At 61.0% G+C, this 13907-nt stretch carries 13 protein-coding genes and 2 tRNA genes; 5 read left to right on the top strand and 10 right to left on the bottom strand.

Annotated elements, in window-relative coordinates; genetic code table 11:
* Positions 1 to 32: 32 nt before the first annotated feature.
* Together BN1134_RS08820 and cysK are read right to left on the bottom strand one after the other, a co-directional pair.
* Positions 33 to 290 carry an HPr family phosphocarrier protein gene (locus BN1134_RS08820; protein WP_042046664.1) on the bottom strand — a complete coding sequence of 86 codons (258 nt, stop codon included), beginning with the start codon at positions 288 to 290 and terminating at the stop codon, positions 33 to 35.
* A gap of 451 nt (positions 291 to 741) precedes the next feature.
* Positions 742 to 1710 carry a cysteine synthase A gene (gene cysK, locus BN1134_RS08815; RefSeq protein ID WP_042046663.1) on the bottom strand — a complete coding sequence of 323 codons (969 nt, stop codon included), beginning with the start codon at positions 1708 to 1710 and terminating at the stop codon, positions 742 to 744.
* A gap of 857 nt (positions 1711 to 2567) precedes the next feature.
* On the opposite strand from cysK, the gene BN1134_RS08810 reads away from it, so the two are divergent.
* Positions 2568 to 3689, top strand: a complete 1122-nt coding sequence (locus BN1134_RS08810; RefSeq protein WP_042046662.1) for a beta-ketoacyl-ACP synthase III — start codon at positions 2568 to 2570, stop codon at positions 3687 to 3689.
* A gap of 40 nt (positions 3690 to 3729) precedes the next feature.
* On the opposite strand, the gene tsaA is transcribed toward BN1134_RS08810, so the two are convergent.
* From tsaA to cydD, 5 genes are all read right to left on the bottom strand, one after another.
* On the bottom strand, positions 3730 to 4431 hold the full coding sequence (gene tsaA, locus BN1134_RS08805; RefSeq protein ID WP_042046660.1) for a tRNA (N6-threonylcarbamoyladenosine(37)-N6)-methyltransferase TrmO: 702 nt from the start codon (positions 4429 to 4431) through the stop codon (positions 3730 to 3732).
* 58 nt (positions 4432 to 4489) lie between these two features.
* The gene (locus BN1134_RS08800; RefSeq protein WP_042046658.1) at positions 4490 to 4876 is read right to left on the bottom strand and encodes a DUF488 domain-containing protein; all 387 of its coding nucleotides are present in this window, start codon (positions 4874 to 4876) and stop codon (positions 4490 to 4492) included.
* 16 nt (positions 4877 to 4892) lie between these two features.
* Positions 4893 to 5264, bottom strand: a complete 372-nt coding sequence (gene rcsF, locus BN1134_RS08795) for an Rcs stress response system protein RcsF (protein WP_042046657.1) — start codon at positions 5262 to 5264, stop codon at positions 4893 to 4895.
* A gap of 73 nt (positions 5265 to 5337) precedes the next feature.
* A complete protein-coding gene (cydC, locus tag BN1134_RS08790) occupies positions 5338 to 7065 on the bottom strand; it encodes a heme ABC transporter ATP-binding protein/permease CydC (RefSeq protein WP_042046656.1) in 1728 nt (575 codons plus the stop codon).
* Positions 7058 to 8827, bottom strand: coding sequence for a heme ABC transporter permease/ATP-binding protein CydD (gene cydD, locus BN1134_RS08785; protein WP_042046655.1), 1770 nt, complete (start codon positions 8825 to 8827; stop codon positions 7058 to 7060). The genes cydC and cydD overlap by 8 nt, the downstream gene beginning before the upstream one ends.
* Before the next feature lie 201 nt (positions 8828 to 9028).
* On the opposite strand from cydD, the gene BN1134_RS08780 reads away from it, so the two are divergent.
* Positions 9029 to 9102, top strand: a tRNA-Gly gene (locus BN1134_RS08780).
* 14 nt (positions 9103 to 9116) lie between these two features.
* Positions 9117 to 9191: transfer RNA gene (locus tag BN1134_RS08775), tRNA-Gly, on the top strand.
* A 105-nt stretch (positions 9192 to 9296) separates the two neighbouring features.
* On the opposite strand, the gene arcA is transcribed toward BN1134_RS08775, so the two are convergent.
* Entirely contained in the window at positions 9297 to 10016 is a 720-nt protein-coding gene (gene arcA, locus BN1134_RS08770; RefSeq protein WP_042046653.1) for a two-component system response regulator ArcA, read from the bottom strand.
* Positions 10017 to 10399: 383 nt separating this feature from the next.
* Between arcA and BN1134_RS08765 the strand changes: the two genes are divergently transcribed.
* A complete protein-coding gene (locus BN1134_RS08765) occupies positions 10400 to 10786 on the top strand; it encodes a DUF3293 domain-containing protein (RefSeq protein WP_042046652.1) in 387 nt (128 codons plus the stop codon).
* Positions 10787 to 10834: 48 nt separating this feature from the next.
* Positions 10835 to 11332, top strand: a complete 498-nt coding sequence (locus tag BN1134_RS08760; RefSeq protein WP_042046737.1) for a putative 4-hydroxy-4-methyl-2-oxoglutarate aldolase — start codon at positions 10835 to 10837, stop codon at positions 11330 to 11332.
* Here BN1134_RS08760 and BN1134_RS08755 read toward each other — a convergent pair.
* Positions 11329 to 11946, bottom strand: a complete 618-nt coding sequence (locus BN1134_RS08755) for a hypothetical protein (RefSeq protein ID WP_156991720.1) — start codon at positions 11944 to 11946, stop codon at positions 11329 to 11331. The two genes, BN1134_RS08760 and BN1134_RS08755, sit on opposite strands and share 4 nt — an antisense overlap.
* Before the next feature lie 8 nt (positions 11947 to 11954).
* Positions 11955 to 13901 (bottom strand): acetate--CoA ligase, encoded by a 1947-nt coding sequence (gene acs, locus BN1134_RS08750; RefSeq protein ID WP_042046647.1) that lies wholly within the window; start codon positions 13899 to 13901, stop codon positions 11955 to 11957.
* Positions 13902 to 13907 lie beyond the last annotated feature (6 nt).

Below are 13907 nucleotides of genomic sequence, written 5' to 3'. Positions count from 1 at the left end.
ACCGAAGACTGTGGGGGTAAGGAAAAGCTGGATTACTCCAGCTCGTCCATCAGGGCTACCAGTTTCTCAACTGCTTGCTGGGCATCCGGGCCGTCAGCCTGGATGGTCACCTGGGTGCCCTTGGTCAGACCCAGGGTCTGCAGCTTGAACAGGCTCTTGGCGCTGGCAGACTTACCACCAGAAACCACGGTGATTTCGCTCTGGAACTCTTTGGCTTCTTTGACGAACTGAGCTGCCGGACGGGTGTGCAGGCCGTTTTCAGCAGTGATAACTACAGACTTCTCGTACATGGTTTAACCCCATATTATTGATATTTTTGCGTCTGGAAACGGTTGCGGAACCGTTTTCCTGACAGTCGTAAACTGGATATGTTGTAAAGTAACGAAATCGAACCTGCAATGGTTTAATCCAGGTCAATTTTCTGTGTACTAGTTCTCATCGAGGTTAGAACATTTTCTAACCAAACACATCATAACCCGCGCCACGCTTGGCTTCTGATTATTTCACGACAAAAATTAACACTTTGTTACTTTATGATACCTGCTCGGAATACAGCTGGCGACGGCCCATAGAATATGAGATTTATCACAGATTGTCTGCAATTTTTGTCAGTTGAAAATCCGTTTTTTTACCCATAAAAAAAACGGCCTCATGAATGTCTGTCGGGGGTGAGGCTAGTCAATAGCAACGCGGCGCTCAAGGGAGCGCCGCGTTTTGCTAACCGGATTGGTAGGAAATGGCTTATTGCTGGAGTTCCTGCTCGGAGAAGACGCCGGCAAACAGGGCGCTGGAGAGATAGCGCTCGGCGGCACTCGGCAGGATGACGACGATGCTCTTGCCCTCGAACTCTGGCAGCTTGGCCAGACGGTTGGCGGCAACCACGGCGGCGCCTGAACTGATCCCGGCCAAGATCCCTTCCTCTTCCATCAGGCGGCGCGCCATCTCGATGGCGTCATCGCTGGTGACCTTCTCAACCCGGTCGATGAGTGACAGGTCCAGGTTGCCCGGGATGAAGCCGGCCCCGATCCCTTGGATCTTGTGCGGGCCGGGTTTGAGCTCTTCGCCGGCCAGTTTCTGGCTGATAACCGGGGATTCTGCCGGCTCGACGGCGACCGAGACCACGGCCTTGCCCTGGGTCTGTTTCAGGTAGCGCGAGACGCCGGTCAGGGTACCGCCGGTGCCGACACCGGCCACGAACACGTCCACGGCGCCATCGGTGGCTTCCCAGATTTCGGGGCCGGTGGTCTTCTCGTGGATCTCCGGGTTGGCCGGGTTCTCGAACTGCTGCAGCAGCACATACTTGTCCGGATCAGAGGCCAGGATCTCGTCGGCCTTGGCGATCGCCCCCTTCATGCCGAGCGGACCTTCGGTCAGCACCAGCTTGGCGCCGAGTGCCTTGAGCAGCTTACGGCGCTCGAGGCTCATGGTCTCCGGCATGGTGAGGGTAATGGGATAACCACGGGCTGCGGCCACAAACGCCAGGGCGATGCCAGTGTTACCGCTGGTCGGTTCGATCAGCTCCTTGCCCGGCTTGAGGACGCCACGTTTCTCGGCATCCCAGATCAGGTTGGCGCCGATACGGCACTTGACGCTGAAGCTGGGGTTACGGCTCTCAATCTTGGCCAGGACACGTCCCTTGGTCACACGATTGAGACGCACAAGGGGGGTGTTGCCGATGGTCAGGCTGTTGTCCTCGTAAATCTTGCTCATGGTGCTGATCCCTGTGGTTTCGGTCAAATATGGGTCAAGAGTAACGCTTCGTCCCCGAATGGGAAGTGACGAATTGTTATAACCATATGTTATTAGTACCTATGTGGCTTATGCTGCGGATCTCCACCCCTGCCGGGGCCATCTCAAGGAAGGTCGCAACACTACCCTGCATCAGAGGCAGCCAGTGCTTCCATTGGAACGGGAAACGCCGTGGCTCATCAAGGTGAGCCGGGTCTCGGCAGAGCATGCTTGCCGGGGAGGGGCGCTGTGAGCCGATATCCCGGCATATCAAGTTCCCGCTGGGCGTTTGATGCCGCTGCGCGCCGGTATGGCCCTGGTCGAGTGGCCACTCGCGCTGCTGCGGTGGGGTCTGCAATCGATGGCTGCGGCTGAGCTTCTTCAATGTGGGGAACCGCTGAGTCCCACTTGGCCGGGGAGCGCGGCTCTTTTCGGCCCTGGGTCACGAGTTTAAACATCTGGAGTACATCTATTTCCACCACTGTCTTTATGATTTCGTCTGGCAAGATAAGGTGCCATGAGGAGTGCATCGCTGCGGCATGGCCATGGCGACGATCAGCGGGGATCTTAGTCGGTGATGCTACAGTGGCCCTACGCTATCACCTGGCCGGGCGGCTCGGGCGAGCCGCGAAGCGAAGATCCGGGTTAAAGGTCTGGGTTACGTCATGCCACCTTTCTAAGGAGAAGTGGCGTCATGCCACCCCGCGCCGGGGCTCTGTCCCCTCTTTCTGACCGATGCGCTCGCTGCTAGGTGAGCGCATCTCTCCACTGAACTTGGTAGGCTGAGGCGGTGGTGCAACGATAAACGAGGTCGCCAAGCGACCCATCAAGGAGCTGAAATGACATCCATCGTGATTAGCGGCAGTGGCCTCTATACCCCACCCCATGCCGTCTCCAATGACGAGCTGGTTAAGGCGTTCAACCGCTGGGTTGATCTCTATAACGAGGAGAATGCCTCGGCCATCGACGCCGGCCAGATCCCAGCAAAACAGTATTCCAGTTGCGAGTTCATCGAGAAGGCGTCGGGGATCAAGAGTCGCTATCTGGTGAGCCGGGAGGGGGTACTCGACCCCGAGGTGATGCAGCCGCTCATCCCGGAGCGTGGCGATGAAAAACCCTCGGTCATGGTGGAGATGGCGGTGGCGGCGGCCGAGCAGGCGCTGTTGGCCGCCGGTCGTGAACCGGGCGAGATCGATCTCATCATCGTCGCCGCCTCCAATATGCCGCGCCCCTATCCGGCGCTCGCCATCGAGTTGCAGCACTATCTGGGCGCAGGCGGGGCAGCGTTCGACATGAATGTGGCCTGCTCGTCAGCCACCTTTGCCATCAAGACTGCCGCCGATATGCTGGCGGCCGGCACGGCCAGGGCGGCGTTGGTGGTCAACCCAGAGATCTGCTCCGGCCACCTTAACTTTCGCGATCGCGACAGCCACTTCATCTTCGGCGATGCCTGCACCGCCCTGGTGCTGGAGCGTGAGGCCACGAGCCGCCAGCCGCACCCGTGGGCGCTGGTCGATGCACGTCTGGTGACCCAGTACTCCAACAACATCCGCAACAACTTCGGCTTTCTCAACCGGTGCAGCCCAGACACCCGCTACAGCCACGACAAGCTGTTCGTGCAGCAGGGGCGCAAGGTGTTCAAGGAGGTGCTGCCGATGGTCAGTGAGCTGGTCACCACCCAACTGGCCGAGGCGGGCTGGCAGAGCCAGGCGCTGGCGCGGCTGTGGTTGCACCAGGCCAACCTCACCATGAACCAGTTCATCGCCCGCAAGATACTGGGGCATGACGCCAGCACCGACGAGGCGCCGGTGATTCTGGATCGCTACGCCAACACCAGCTCGGCGGGCTCCATCATCGCCTTCCACCTGCACAATCAGGATCTGCCTGCCGGGGCGCGCGGCGTGCTCTGCTCGTTCGGCGCCGGCTACTCGGTCGGCAGTCTGCTACTCGAGCGGCGCTAGCCTTGGTAAAACACAACGCCACCGTAAGGTGGCGTTGTCGTCATAGGGGCTCGATGGCCGTGATCTCGCACTCGGGCTCATGGATGCGAAAGCGCACGTTCATGTCGTACAGGCGCACCCCGTACTCCTTGTCATCCGGCTTGCCCTTCTTGTAGGCCGGGCGCGGATCTTGGGCCAGCACCTCGCTTAAAAAGGTGCGCAGGGTGGGCAGATCGCGGCGCCGTGCCAGCACCGCCTCGGCCTCGGGGTGAAAGCGCACGCTGAGCAGATCCCCTGGCGGCTCAGGCGCGAAGCCACCCCGGGCGTGGGGCAGGCTGTCGGCGTAGGGGAGGTAGGGCTTGATGTCGACGACAGGGGTGCCGTCGAGCAAGTCCACGGCGCCGAGCTCGAGCCAGACGCCCCCCTTTTCCAACGTGACGCCGAGCAGGGGCACCACGGAGAGGCCGAGGGGGTTGGGGCGAAAGGTGGAGCGGGTGGCGAACACCCCGACCCGTTCGTTGCCGCCAAGGCGCGGCGGGCGCACCGTGGGGTGCCAGCCCTGCTCCATGGTCTGGTGGAACACGAAGCTGAGCCAGAGGTGGGAGAACTGCTCGAGGCCGCGCACCGCATCCGCCTGATTGTAGGGCGGCAGCAGCTCGAGCCGGGCGGTGGCCGAGCGAACCAGCCCCGGCTGGCGCGGGATGGCGAACTTCTCCTTGTAGGGGGAGTGGATCACCCCCAGGGTATCGATCTCGAACTTCATGACACATCCCCTGCAAAAAAAACGGGGCAATCTAGCACAGCTGTCCGGGTCACACCATTCATGCCAGTCGGGCGCCGAGAGCCAGCAGCTCATCGCGCAGCACACTGCGATGGCAGCGCGCGGCCTCTTCGCAGTAGCAGCCGATGGCCAGATCCGTGCTGTGGGAGAGGGCGGCGAGCAGGGCCAGGTTATGGCGCGCCTCGGGGCATTTCAGCTCGGCTTTGTAGCGACGCACGAAGCGCTGCCAGCTCTGCTCGTCTTCGGCCGCCTGGCCGAGCTTCATGGTCTCGCTGCTCGGCGCCAGATTGGGATACCAGACATCGAACCAGTCGCCGCTGGCGTAGTCACTCTTGGCCACGCCGCGCGGTGGCCGGCGCACCGTGCCGATGCGCAGCCCCTCGCCGGGCTGGCGCGGCGAACCGAGACGAACGATGGAAAGGGCCATGGGATCAGCTCCGGGGTTACTTCTCTTCGGCGACTTTCAACGCCTGACCGTAGCAGACGATCTGCTTGAGGCAGCCGGAGGTGCCGGTCAGCTCGCTGCACTTATCCAGCACCAGACCGTTGCCGCCCATGTCGGCGACCTTGGTGCGCGCCTCGGTGCGGGCGGTGGCGGCGCTCGGTACCGGTTGATCGCTCTTCTCCTGACAAGATTGCCCCTCGACGGTGCCGAGATAGAGGTAGTTGAGATCCGCCAGCTGGGACTGCTGGTAGAGCTCGACCCCGCTCGGTTTGAAGTAGTCGTCGAAGTTCTTCTTATCGAGATTGGTATTGAAGGCGAAGTTGGCGCAGCCGCTGGCCAGCAGGGGCATCATCAGGATCAGGCGTTTCATGGTCGCATCTTGTGTCGGGATCGGAGGGGCCATTATAGGGGGGGGCGAGCTTGCTCGGCCAGCCCCCTCCACATCAGGCTGGGGTCAGCCGCTGGTGCAGGCGGCGGTAGTGATCATCCTGGCGCAGTAGGTGGGCGTGGCTGTCGCACAAGCGTACCTTGCCCTCTTCCATCAGGGCGATGCGATCCATCCGCTCCAGCCCGCCGAGGCGATGGGTGATGAGCAGCACGCTGCGCCCGGCGCACAGCTCGTGCAGCAGGGCCATGATGGTCTGCTCGGTCTGGCGATCGAGCCCTTCGGTCGGCTCGTCAAGCAGCCACAGGGGGGCGTCGTGCAAGATGGCGCGGGCGATGCCGATGCGGCGCAGCTCGCCGCCGGAGAGCGCCCGTCCCCCTTCGCCCAGCCAGCCATCCAGCCCGTCATCGTCCAGCAACTGGCCGAGCCCGACTTGGAGCAAGACCTCGGTAAGCCGCGCATCCGACGCCTCGGGGGCGGCTAGGCGCAGGTTGGCGCGCAGGGTGTCGCTAAAGAGATGCACCCGCTGGCTCACCACCGTCATGGCACCGCGTAGCGCCGCTTCACTCAGGTTGGCCAGCGGTATGCCCCCCAGGGTGAGCCGGCCGGCGCTGGGCTCCCACTCCCGGGTCAATAGCGCCAGCAGGGTCGACTTGCCACAGCCGGTTTGACCGAGCAGCGCCACCTTTTCACCGGCGCGCAGGGTAAGGGAGCACCCTTGCAGCACGGGGGCGGTGGCCCCCGGATAGGCAAAGTGCAGATCCTCGATCACCAGCTCACCGTGCGCACCGCTCTCCTGCTCGCCAAACGCCAGTGGGGTGGCCTCTTCCAGGATCTGGTTGAGACGCCGAGCGGCGGTGAGGCTGGCGGTGAGGTGCTGGAAGGCGCCCGCCAGCGGCATCATGGCCTCGAAGCTGGCCAGGGTGGCGAACACCATCAGGGCGGTGAAGGGATCTGGCGCCTGGCCGGCCACCCCGTGACCAGCCAGCCACAGCATCAGCACCAGACTCCAGCCACTGATGAGCCCCATCAGCGCCGCCGACAGTCCCGTGATGCGGGCCATGGTGCGCTGGGAGGCGATCAGGGCTTGCTCCTCTTCACGCAGCCGCGTGAGCTGGGCGGGGGCCGCGGCGAACATCTGTAGCTCGGCCTGGGCGCCCAGGTAGTCGAGCACCCGGATGCGCAGGGCGGCGCGCCGCTCGATCAAGGCTTTGCCCGGCCCCTTGCCGAGACGGTAGAAAAGCAGCGGCAGCAGCAGCAGGGTGGCGAGCAGGATGGCGCCGAGGATCAGCGCCAGCGAGCGGTCAAACAGGGCGAGGAACCCCACCATGGCGAGTGAGCCGAGCAGGGCCACGCCGATGGGGGTGATGAGGCGCAGGTAGACGTGATCGAGCGCGTCGATATCGGCCACCAGGCGGTTGAGCAGGTCAGAGTGGCGAAAGCGTCCCAGCGTTGCGCTGGAGAGCGGTGAGAGACGCTGCCAGAACCAGACCCGCAGCCGGGTCAGCACCCGGAAGGTGGCGTCGTGGCTCACCACCCGCTCACCCCAGCGTCCGGCGGTGCGGATGATGGAGAAGAAGCGAACCCCGCCCGCCGGCGTCATGTAGTTGAAGTGATCGCGAGTGAACACGCTCAACCCGGCCACGGCGGCCGCGCTTAAGAACCAGCCGGAGAGTGACAGCAGACCCATGCCGGCTATCAGGGTCACCAGGGCGAGCAGCAGGCCGAGGGAGAGGCTGCCCCAATGTTGGCGATAAAGGCGCAGGTAAGGGAGCAGATCACGCATCGAGGTCACCTCCTTCACGTTCGGCCAACAGGGCGGCAAAGGGGCCGTCAGCCCGGCTCAAGGTGCGCCACGGCCCCTGCTCGACCAGTTGCCCGCGTGCGAGCACCAGGATCTGATCCATGGTCTCGAGCTGCTCGATGCGATGGGTGATCATCACCAGGGTCTGGCGGCACATCACCTCGGCCAGACTGGCCATGATGGCGCGCTCGGAGTGACGATCCAAACTGGCGGTCGGCTCATCGAGCACCATCAGGGCGGTGGGTTTGAGCAGCGTTCTGGCCAGGGCGATGCGCTGGGCCTGACCGACCGAGAGGCCGGCCGCTGCATCGCCGAGGCGGTAGTCGAGCCCCTTGGCGGCGACGAACTCCCAGGCCTGGGCGCGGCGCAGGGCAATCTCGAGGGCGGCATCGTCGGCTGCGGGATCGGCCAGTAGCAGGTTGTCGCGCACCGAGGCGGTCAGCAGCTGCGGGTTCTGAGAGAGCCAGCCCACATGGCGGCGCCATTGTGGCATGTCGAGTTCGCGCAGCTCCTGGCCGTTGACCTTCAGATTGCCCCGATAGGGCATGAAGCCAAGCAGGGCGTTGATGAGCGAACTCTTGCCGGCCCCGCTCACCCCGACCAGCGCCACCTGTTGGCCTGGCTCTATGGTGAAGGAGAGAGGGCCGACCAGGGTCTTGCCCTCGGCACTCAACACCTCGAGGGCTCGCGCCTCAATGTGAATGGGGGCCGAGGCCGAGAAAGGCTCAGTACCAGAGGCCGGCTCGGTCACTTCGGCTTCGAGGAAGGTGAGCAGCTGCTCGGCGGCGCCGATGGCCTGCGCCCTGGCATGGTAGTGGGTGCCAAGCTCGCGCAGGGGGGCGTAGAACTCGGGGGCGAGGAAGAGCACGAACAGGCCGGTGAAGAGGGTGACCTCGGTACCGTAATGGCCGAAATCGAGGTGATCGATATAGGTAAAACCAAAGTAGACGGCCACCAGCGCCACCGAGATGGCGGCGAAAAATTCCAGTACGGCGGTACTGAGGAAGGCCAGCCGCAGCACCTCCATGGTGCGCTCGCGAAACTCCTCTGAGGCGCGCTCGATCACTCTGCCTTCGGCCGCGGCGCGCAAAAACAGTTGCAGGGTACGCAGCCCCTTGAGTCGATCGAGGAAGTGGCCGGAGAGGCGCTCGAGCGAGCGGAAGTTGCGCCGGTTGGCATCGGCCGCACCGACGCCGACCAGGATCATGAACAGCGGGATCAGCGGTGCGGTGCCGAGCAGGATGATCCCCGCCGCCCAGTTGACCGGAAAGACCGCAACCAGGATCACCAGCGGGATGAAGACGGCAATGGCCATCTGCGGCAGGTAACGGGCGAAGAAGTCCTGCATCTCTTCTATCTGCTCGAGCAGCAGGCTGGCCCAACTGCCGGCCGGACGACGCTGAACATAGGCGGGCCCGAGGGCGGTGAGACGGGTCAGCACCAGATCGCGAATGGTCTGGCGCACGGCGGCGCCGGCATGGAACCCCGTCACCTCGCGGCCATAGGCAGCGAGCGCCTTGAGGGCGGTGACGACCAGTAGGGCGGCAAAATGGGGGAGATACTGCTCGGGGGTATGCCCCAGCATGATGAAGCCGTGCAGCAGGGTCGCCAGTAGCCAGGCCTGGGCAACCATCAGCATGCCCTGAACCAGCCCGAGCGTAATGCAAAGGGCTATCCAGCGCCGGCCATGGGCCGACTGTTTGCGCAGCCAGCCGTACAGGTGCCGCTGTGTCTGTTTATCCATGCCACCTCCGGATGCGTGGGGTGGCGCAAGACTATCCTCGCTCCATGGGCTTGGCAACCTTAGTGCATGGAGTAGGGGAGATGTTGAGGGTGAAAAATAGCCGTTTTGGATGAAGAGCGTGCAAACGCACGGGGGAAGTGCAAAAAAATGGTGAAATGGCGTTGCGCTTATCCTTAAAAGTCATATAGTAAGGCGCACAAAGCGGGTGTAGTTCAATGGTAGAACGGGAGCTTCCCAAGCTCTTAACGTGGGTTCGATTCCCATCACCCGCTCCATACATTGATGTTTGGCGGGCATCGTATAATGGCTATTACCTCAGCCTTCCAAGCTGATGATGCGGGTTCGATTCCCGCTGCCCGCTCCAGTCATGAAAAACCCGCTCATCGAGCGGGTTTTTTGCTATTGGCCGTTTGCTAGCGCCAAGGCAACAAAAAAGGGCGCCTTAGGCGCCCTTTTTGCATCAGCTGGATTATTCCACTTCCAGCTCGCCGCAGAAGCGATAGCCTTCGCCATGGATGGTGGCGATGATCTCCGGAGTGTCGGTGACGCTCTCGAAGTGCTTGCGGATACGGCGGATGGTCACATCCACGGTGCGGTCGTGGGGCTTGAGCTCGCGGCCGGTCATCTTCTTGAGCAGCTCGGCGCGGGTCTGGATCTGGCCCGGGTTCTCGCAAAAATGCAGCATGGCGCGAAACTCGGAGCGCGGCAGCTTGAACACATCGCCGGTGGGGCTTACCAGGGCTCGGCTGTTGATATCCAGCGCCCAACCGTTAAAGGTGTAGCGCTCGACCTGCTTCTTCTCTTCACCCAGGCCGTTGACGTTCATGGTACGACCCAGCAGGTTGCGGGCCCGAATGGTCAGTTCACGCGGGTTGAACGGCTTGGTGATGTAGTCATCGGCACCGATCTCGAGGCCGAGGATCTTATCCACCTCGTTGTCGCGGCCGGTCAGGAACATCAGGGCGATGTTGTCGTGCTCGCGCAGCTCGCGAGCCAGCAACAGCCCGTTCTTACCGGGCAGGTTGATGTCCATGATCACCAGATTGATGGTGTGCTCGGTGAGGGCCTGGTGCATCTCATCGCCGTTGTTGGCTTCGAGCACGGTATACCCTTCGGCCTCGAAGATGCTCTTGAGGGTATTGCGGGTGACCAGTTCGTCTTCGACGATCAGAATGTGTGGTGTTTGCATGGATGTTCCCAAATTCGTAGCAACTGATTATTCAAAATTTAACACTGGTTGGTGCATCCGACTCTGAATCCCGGTGTCCTGAAAAAGAATTACGTCATCCTGAGGGAACATGTCAGGTCGGCAAACCTGTAATCTGGTTGTGGCACAATCCATGGCCGTTGAGCAGTCTCGGGTGTCGAAGGCAGACTGCATCTGTGAAAGTAGTCCGTAACAGCAGATGCCGCATTTTAGCAATTAACAGAGGCATAACAACACTCTTTGCGGTTGGATAGCAAGTTTTTAACTCGGGTTTGATATAAGTCAAAACAGTGTTGACACCTGGATACGTGCCTGTGAGTAAAGCCGAAACGATCTCCCTTGATAGCTCAAAAGAGGTATCTGATATGTGGGAAAACTACAAACAAATCTGCTTTATCGCTCCATCTGCGCCTCCTGAATGGGACTATTACGCCATCATCACAGCTTGGAATCCTGGTAGTCTGCCCTTGCCGCAGGAACAAAATGAGGGGCGGCATCGATCTTTGCGGGAGCGGGTGGGCCATTTTCCCTCCCAAGAGGTGTGGGGGAGTGCCCCGGATCGCTCATGGCAGGAGTTCAGCCTGGCGGTGGCCTGTCCTCTGCCCTTGGCCCTCTCGCTGGCAGAGGAATTTGGACAAAATGCCCTTTACTGGGTCGAAAAAGGGGAGCTTTTCTTGCTGCCAGTGCGGCTACGGCATGAGGGGGAGAGCTTAGGGAGGATTGCGCACTGCTGGATTGCCGATGCAAATTAGAGATGAAATAATGAACATTCATTTGTCAAGGATGATAAAGGAATGTTCATGTCTCTTCCGACTCCCTTCGATCTGCTTCCTGATCTTTGTGACAACCATCAGGAGTTGCTCCACGTCGCAGCCCCTGGTTTTGTCGACTTCGGCGGCAAAAAAACGTTTCATGGCGTTGCGGTGACCCTTTCATGTTTCGAAGATAACAGCCTGGTCCGCGACCTGGTGGGACAAGAGGGCCATGGCAAGGTGCTGGTGATCGATGGAAAGGGGTCGCTGAGGCGGGCGTTGCTTGGCGATTTGCTGGCACAAAAAGCCGTGGACAATGGCTGGGAAGGGATCGTTATCAATGGCGCTGTGCGTGATGTGGTGACACTGGGTTCCTTGCCTCTGGGGGTCAAGGCATTGGCAGCCTGTCCGGTGAGAACCGAGAAGCTAGGTGCCGGGGAGCATGGGCTGGCGGTGAGCTTTGCCGAGGTGACGATTCATCCCGGTGATTATATCTATGCCGATCCCAACGGACTGGTTGTCAGCCAGGTTCTGTTACCCGTTTAGAACTGAAACCCAAGGCCAAGACTCAGGCTCTGTTCGGTGCTGACACCAATGTCGGCTTGCAGGGAGAGCGATGATGGTAATTGGTAGACGCCGTTGAATTGCAGCTGGGTATGGGCTGATGCCCGGTGGAGCTGTCGTACTTGGCTGCCCAAGCTCAACGATGGCATCAGCTGATAACGTACGCCGGATCCCAGTGTGTAACCTTGGGCCTCTTTCCCGCTGGAAGAGGCCATTGAGCCGGCCTCGACAAACCAGTGCCAGCTCTCTGACAGGGAGAGCTGATACCCTGAATTGATGATCCAGAGATCGAAATGTTCATGCTCTGTATCGTTTTGTTTTCCCATCAACACGCCGGAATAGCCGTGGGTATAGAGTGACTCGGTCGTACTGCGTTCACTCAGCACATCGTCCCATGTCGCGGCGCTAGCGCCGACTGAGAGCAGTATGCTCGCCCACCCCCACAATACCGGCAATGTGCTCATTAGGCCTCTCCTTGTTGCCAGACGAGGTACAAGCATGGCACATGCAACCTGCTCGGCACCGAGTATTTTATCAGCAGTTGCTATCGTGGCGACAACAAAAAGCCGGCCATAATAGGCCGGCTGCTGGTTCATGAATGCGCTCAGGCTGCCTGAGACTTCTCCTTGATGAGCTTGTCGACGACTCCCGGATCGGCCAGGGTCGAGATATCACCCAGGCTATCCGTCTCGCCGGTGGCAATCTTGCGCAGGATACGGCGCATGATTTTTCCTGAGCGGGTCTTGGGCAACCCCTCAGCCCAGTGGATGATGTCAGGCGTGGCGATAGCGCCAATCTCTTTGCGCACCCACTCTTTGACCTCCTTGTGCAGCTCTCGACTGGGCTCTTCGCCTGCGATCAAGGTGACATAGGCATAGATCCCCTGGCCCTTGATGTCGTGAGGGACGCCGACCACGGCCGCTTCGGCTATCTTCGGGTGCGCCACCAAGGCTGACTCGATTTCGGCTGTTCCCATTCGGTGGCCGGAGACATTCAGCACATCGTCGACCCGGCCGGTGATCCAGTAGTCACCATCAGCATCACGGCGAGCGCCGTCACCGGTGAAGTAGCGACCGGGGAAGGTGGAAAAATAGGTCTGCTCGAAGCGTTCGTGATCGCCATAGACGGTGCGCATCTGCCCCGGCCAGGAGTCGGTGATCACCAGATTGCCTTCGGTGGCGCCATCCAGCGGTTCGCCAAGGTTGTCGACCAACGCGGGTTGTACCCCAAAGAAGGGACGGGTGGCCGAGCCTGGTTTGAGAACGGTCACGCCGGGGAGCGGGGCAATGAGAATGCCGCCGGTTTCGGTCTGCCACCAGGTATCGACGATGGGGCAGCGCTCATCACCTATGGTGCGGTAGTACCACTCCCAGGCCTCCGGGTTGATGGGTTCCCCTACTGATCCCATGATGCGCAGGCTCTGGCGCGAGGTACCTTGTACGGCTTCGTTACCCTTGGCCATCAAGGCGCGAATGGCGGTGGGGGCGGTGTAGAGGATGGAGACCTGGTGCTTGTCCACGACTTGGCTCATACGATTTGCAGCCGGATAGTTGGGCACCCCTTCAAACATGAGGGTAGTCGCACCGTTAGCCAGGGGGCCATAGACCAGGTAAGAGTGGCCGGTGACCCAGCCCACATCGGCCGTACACCAGTAGATATCCTCGTCGTGATAGTCGAAGACATACTTGAAGGTCATGGTGGCATAGACGAGATAGCCACCTGTGGTGTGCAGCACCCCCTTGGGTTTGCCGGTGGAGCCGGAGGTATAGAGGATAAAGAGCGGATCTTCGGCGTTCATCGCCTCCGGCGGGCAGTCGCTGCTGACGGTGGCGGTCGCTTCATGCCACCAGATGTCGCGGTGGTTGTGCCAGGCGACATTGCCGCCGGTGCGCTTGAGCACGATCACTTTGTTGACCTGGGTATCCGGGTTGGTGAGCGCTTCATCCACATTTTTCTTGAGTGGCACCGGACGGCCGCCACGCAGTCCCTCGTCGGCGGTGATGACGATGCGCGAGCCCGAGTCGATGATGCGGCCAGCCAGCGCTTCTGGCGAGAAGCCGCCAAAGACGATGCTGTGTACTGCGCCGATGCGGGTACAGGCCAGCATGGCGATGGCGGCTTCGGGCACCATCGGCATATAGAGGCAGACCACGTCGCCGCGGTGAACCCCTTGTGCTTTCAATACGTTGGCAAACTTGCACACTTCGCTGTGCAGTTCGCGGTAAGTGAGTTTACGATCTTCGGCGGGGTTGTCCCCTTCCCAGATGATGGCGACCTTGTCACCGCGCTCACTCAGGTGGCGATCCAGGCAGTTGGCCGAGACATTGAGCTGGCCATCTTCATACCACTTGATGGAGACGTGACCTGGGTCGAAGGAGGTGTTCTTGACCTTGGTGTAGGGCTTGATCCAGTCGACGATCTGGCCGTGTTCACCCCAGAAAGCATCAGGGTTGTCCACCGAGAATTGGTACATGGTGTCGTAGCTGGCCCTGTTGATGAGGGCGTGGGAGGCAATCTGTTCTTTGACCGGGTAGACCTTGCTGTCGCTCATGGCTGC

Origin of the sequence: Aeromonas simiae, assembly GCF_000820125.1 — a bacterium.
Classification (GTDB): Bacteria; Pseudomonadota; Gammaproteobacteria; order Enterobacterales; family Aeromonadaceae; genus Aeromonas; species Aeromonas simiae.
The sequence above is the reverse complement of the archived record's forward strand: the minus strand, read 5'-3'. Positions and strand labels throughout refer to the sequence as shown.

Bases quoted from the DNA above. Each gene is read 5' to 3' on its own strand.
- BN1134_RS08820 (WP_042046664.1), bottom strand. From the start codon at position 290: ATGTACGAGAAGTCTGTAGTTATCACTGCTGAAAACGGCCTGCACACC.
- cysK (WP_042046663.1), bottom strand. From the start codon at position 1,710: ATGAGCAAGATTTACGAGGACAACAGCCTGACCATCGGCAACACCCCC.
- BN1134_RS08810 (WP_042046662.1), top strand. From the start codon at position 2,568: ATGACATCCATCGTGATTAGCGGCAGTGGCCTCTATACCCCACCCCAT.
- tsaA (WP_042046660.1), bottom strand. From the start codon at position 4,431: ATGAAGTTCGAGATCGATACCCTGGGGGTGATCCACTCCCCCTACAAG.
- BN1134_RS08800 (WP_042046658.1), bottom strand. From the start codon at position 4,876: ATGGCCCTTTCCATCGTTCGTCTCGGTTCGCCGCGCCAGCCCGGCGAG.
- rcsF (WP_042046657.1), bottom strand. From the start codon at position 5,264: ATGAAACGCCTGATCCTGATGATGCCCCTGCTGGCCAGCGGCTGCGCC.
- cydC (WP_042046656.1), bottom strand. From the start codon at position 7,065: ATGCGTGATCTGCTCCCTTACCTGCGCCTTTATCGCCAACATTGGGGC.
- cydD (WP_042046655.1), bottom strand. From the start codon at position 8,827: ATGGATAAACAGACACAGCGGCACCTGTACGGCTGGCTGCGCAAACAG.
- arcA (WP_042046653.1), bottom strand. From the start codon at position 10,016: ATGCAAACACCACACATTCTGATCGTCGAAGACGAACTGGTCACCCGC.
- BN1134_RS08765 (WP_042046652.1), top strand. From the start codon at position 10,400: ATGTGGGAAAACTACAAACAAATCTGCTTTATCGCTCCATCTGCGCCT.
- BN1134_RS08760 (WP_042046737.1), top strand. From the start codon at position 10,835: ATGTCTCTTCCGACTCCCTTCGATCTGCTTCCTGATCTTTGTGACAAC.
- BN1134_RS08755 (WP_156991720.1), bottom strand. From the start codon at position 11,946: ATGAACCAGCAGCCGGCCTATTATGGCCGGCTTTTTGTTGTCGCCACG.
- acs (WP_042046647.1), bottom strand. From the start codon at position 13,901: ATGAGCGACAGCAAGGTCTACCCGGTCAAAGAACAGATTGCCTCCCAC.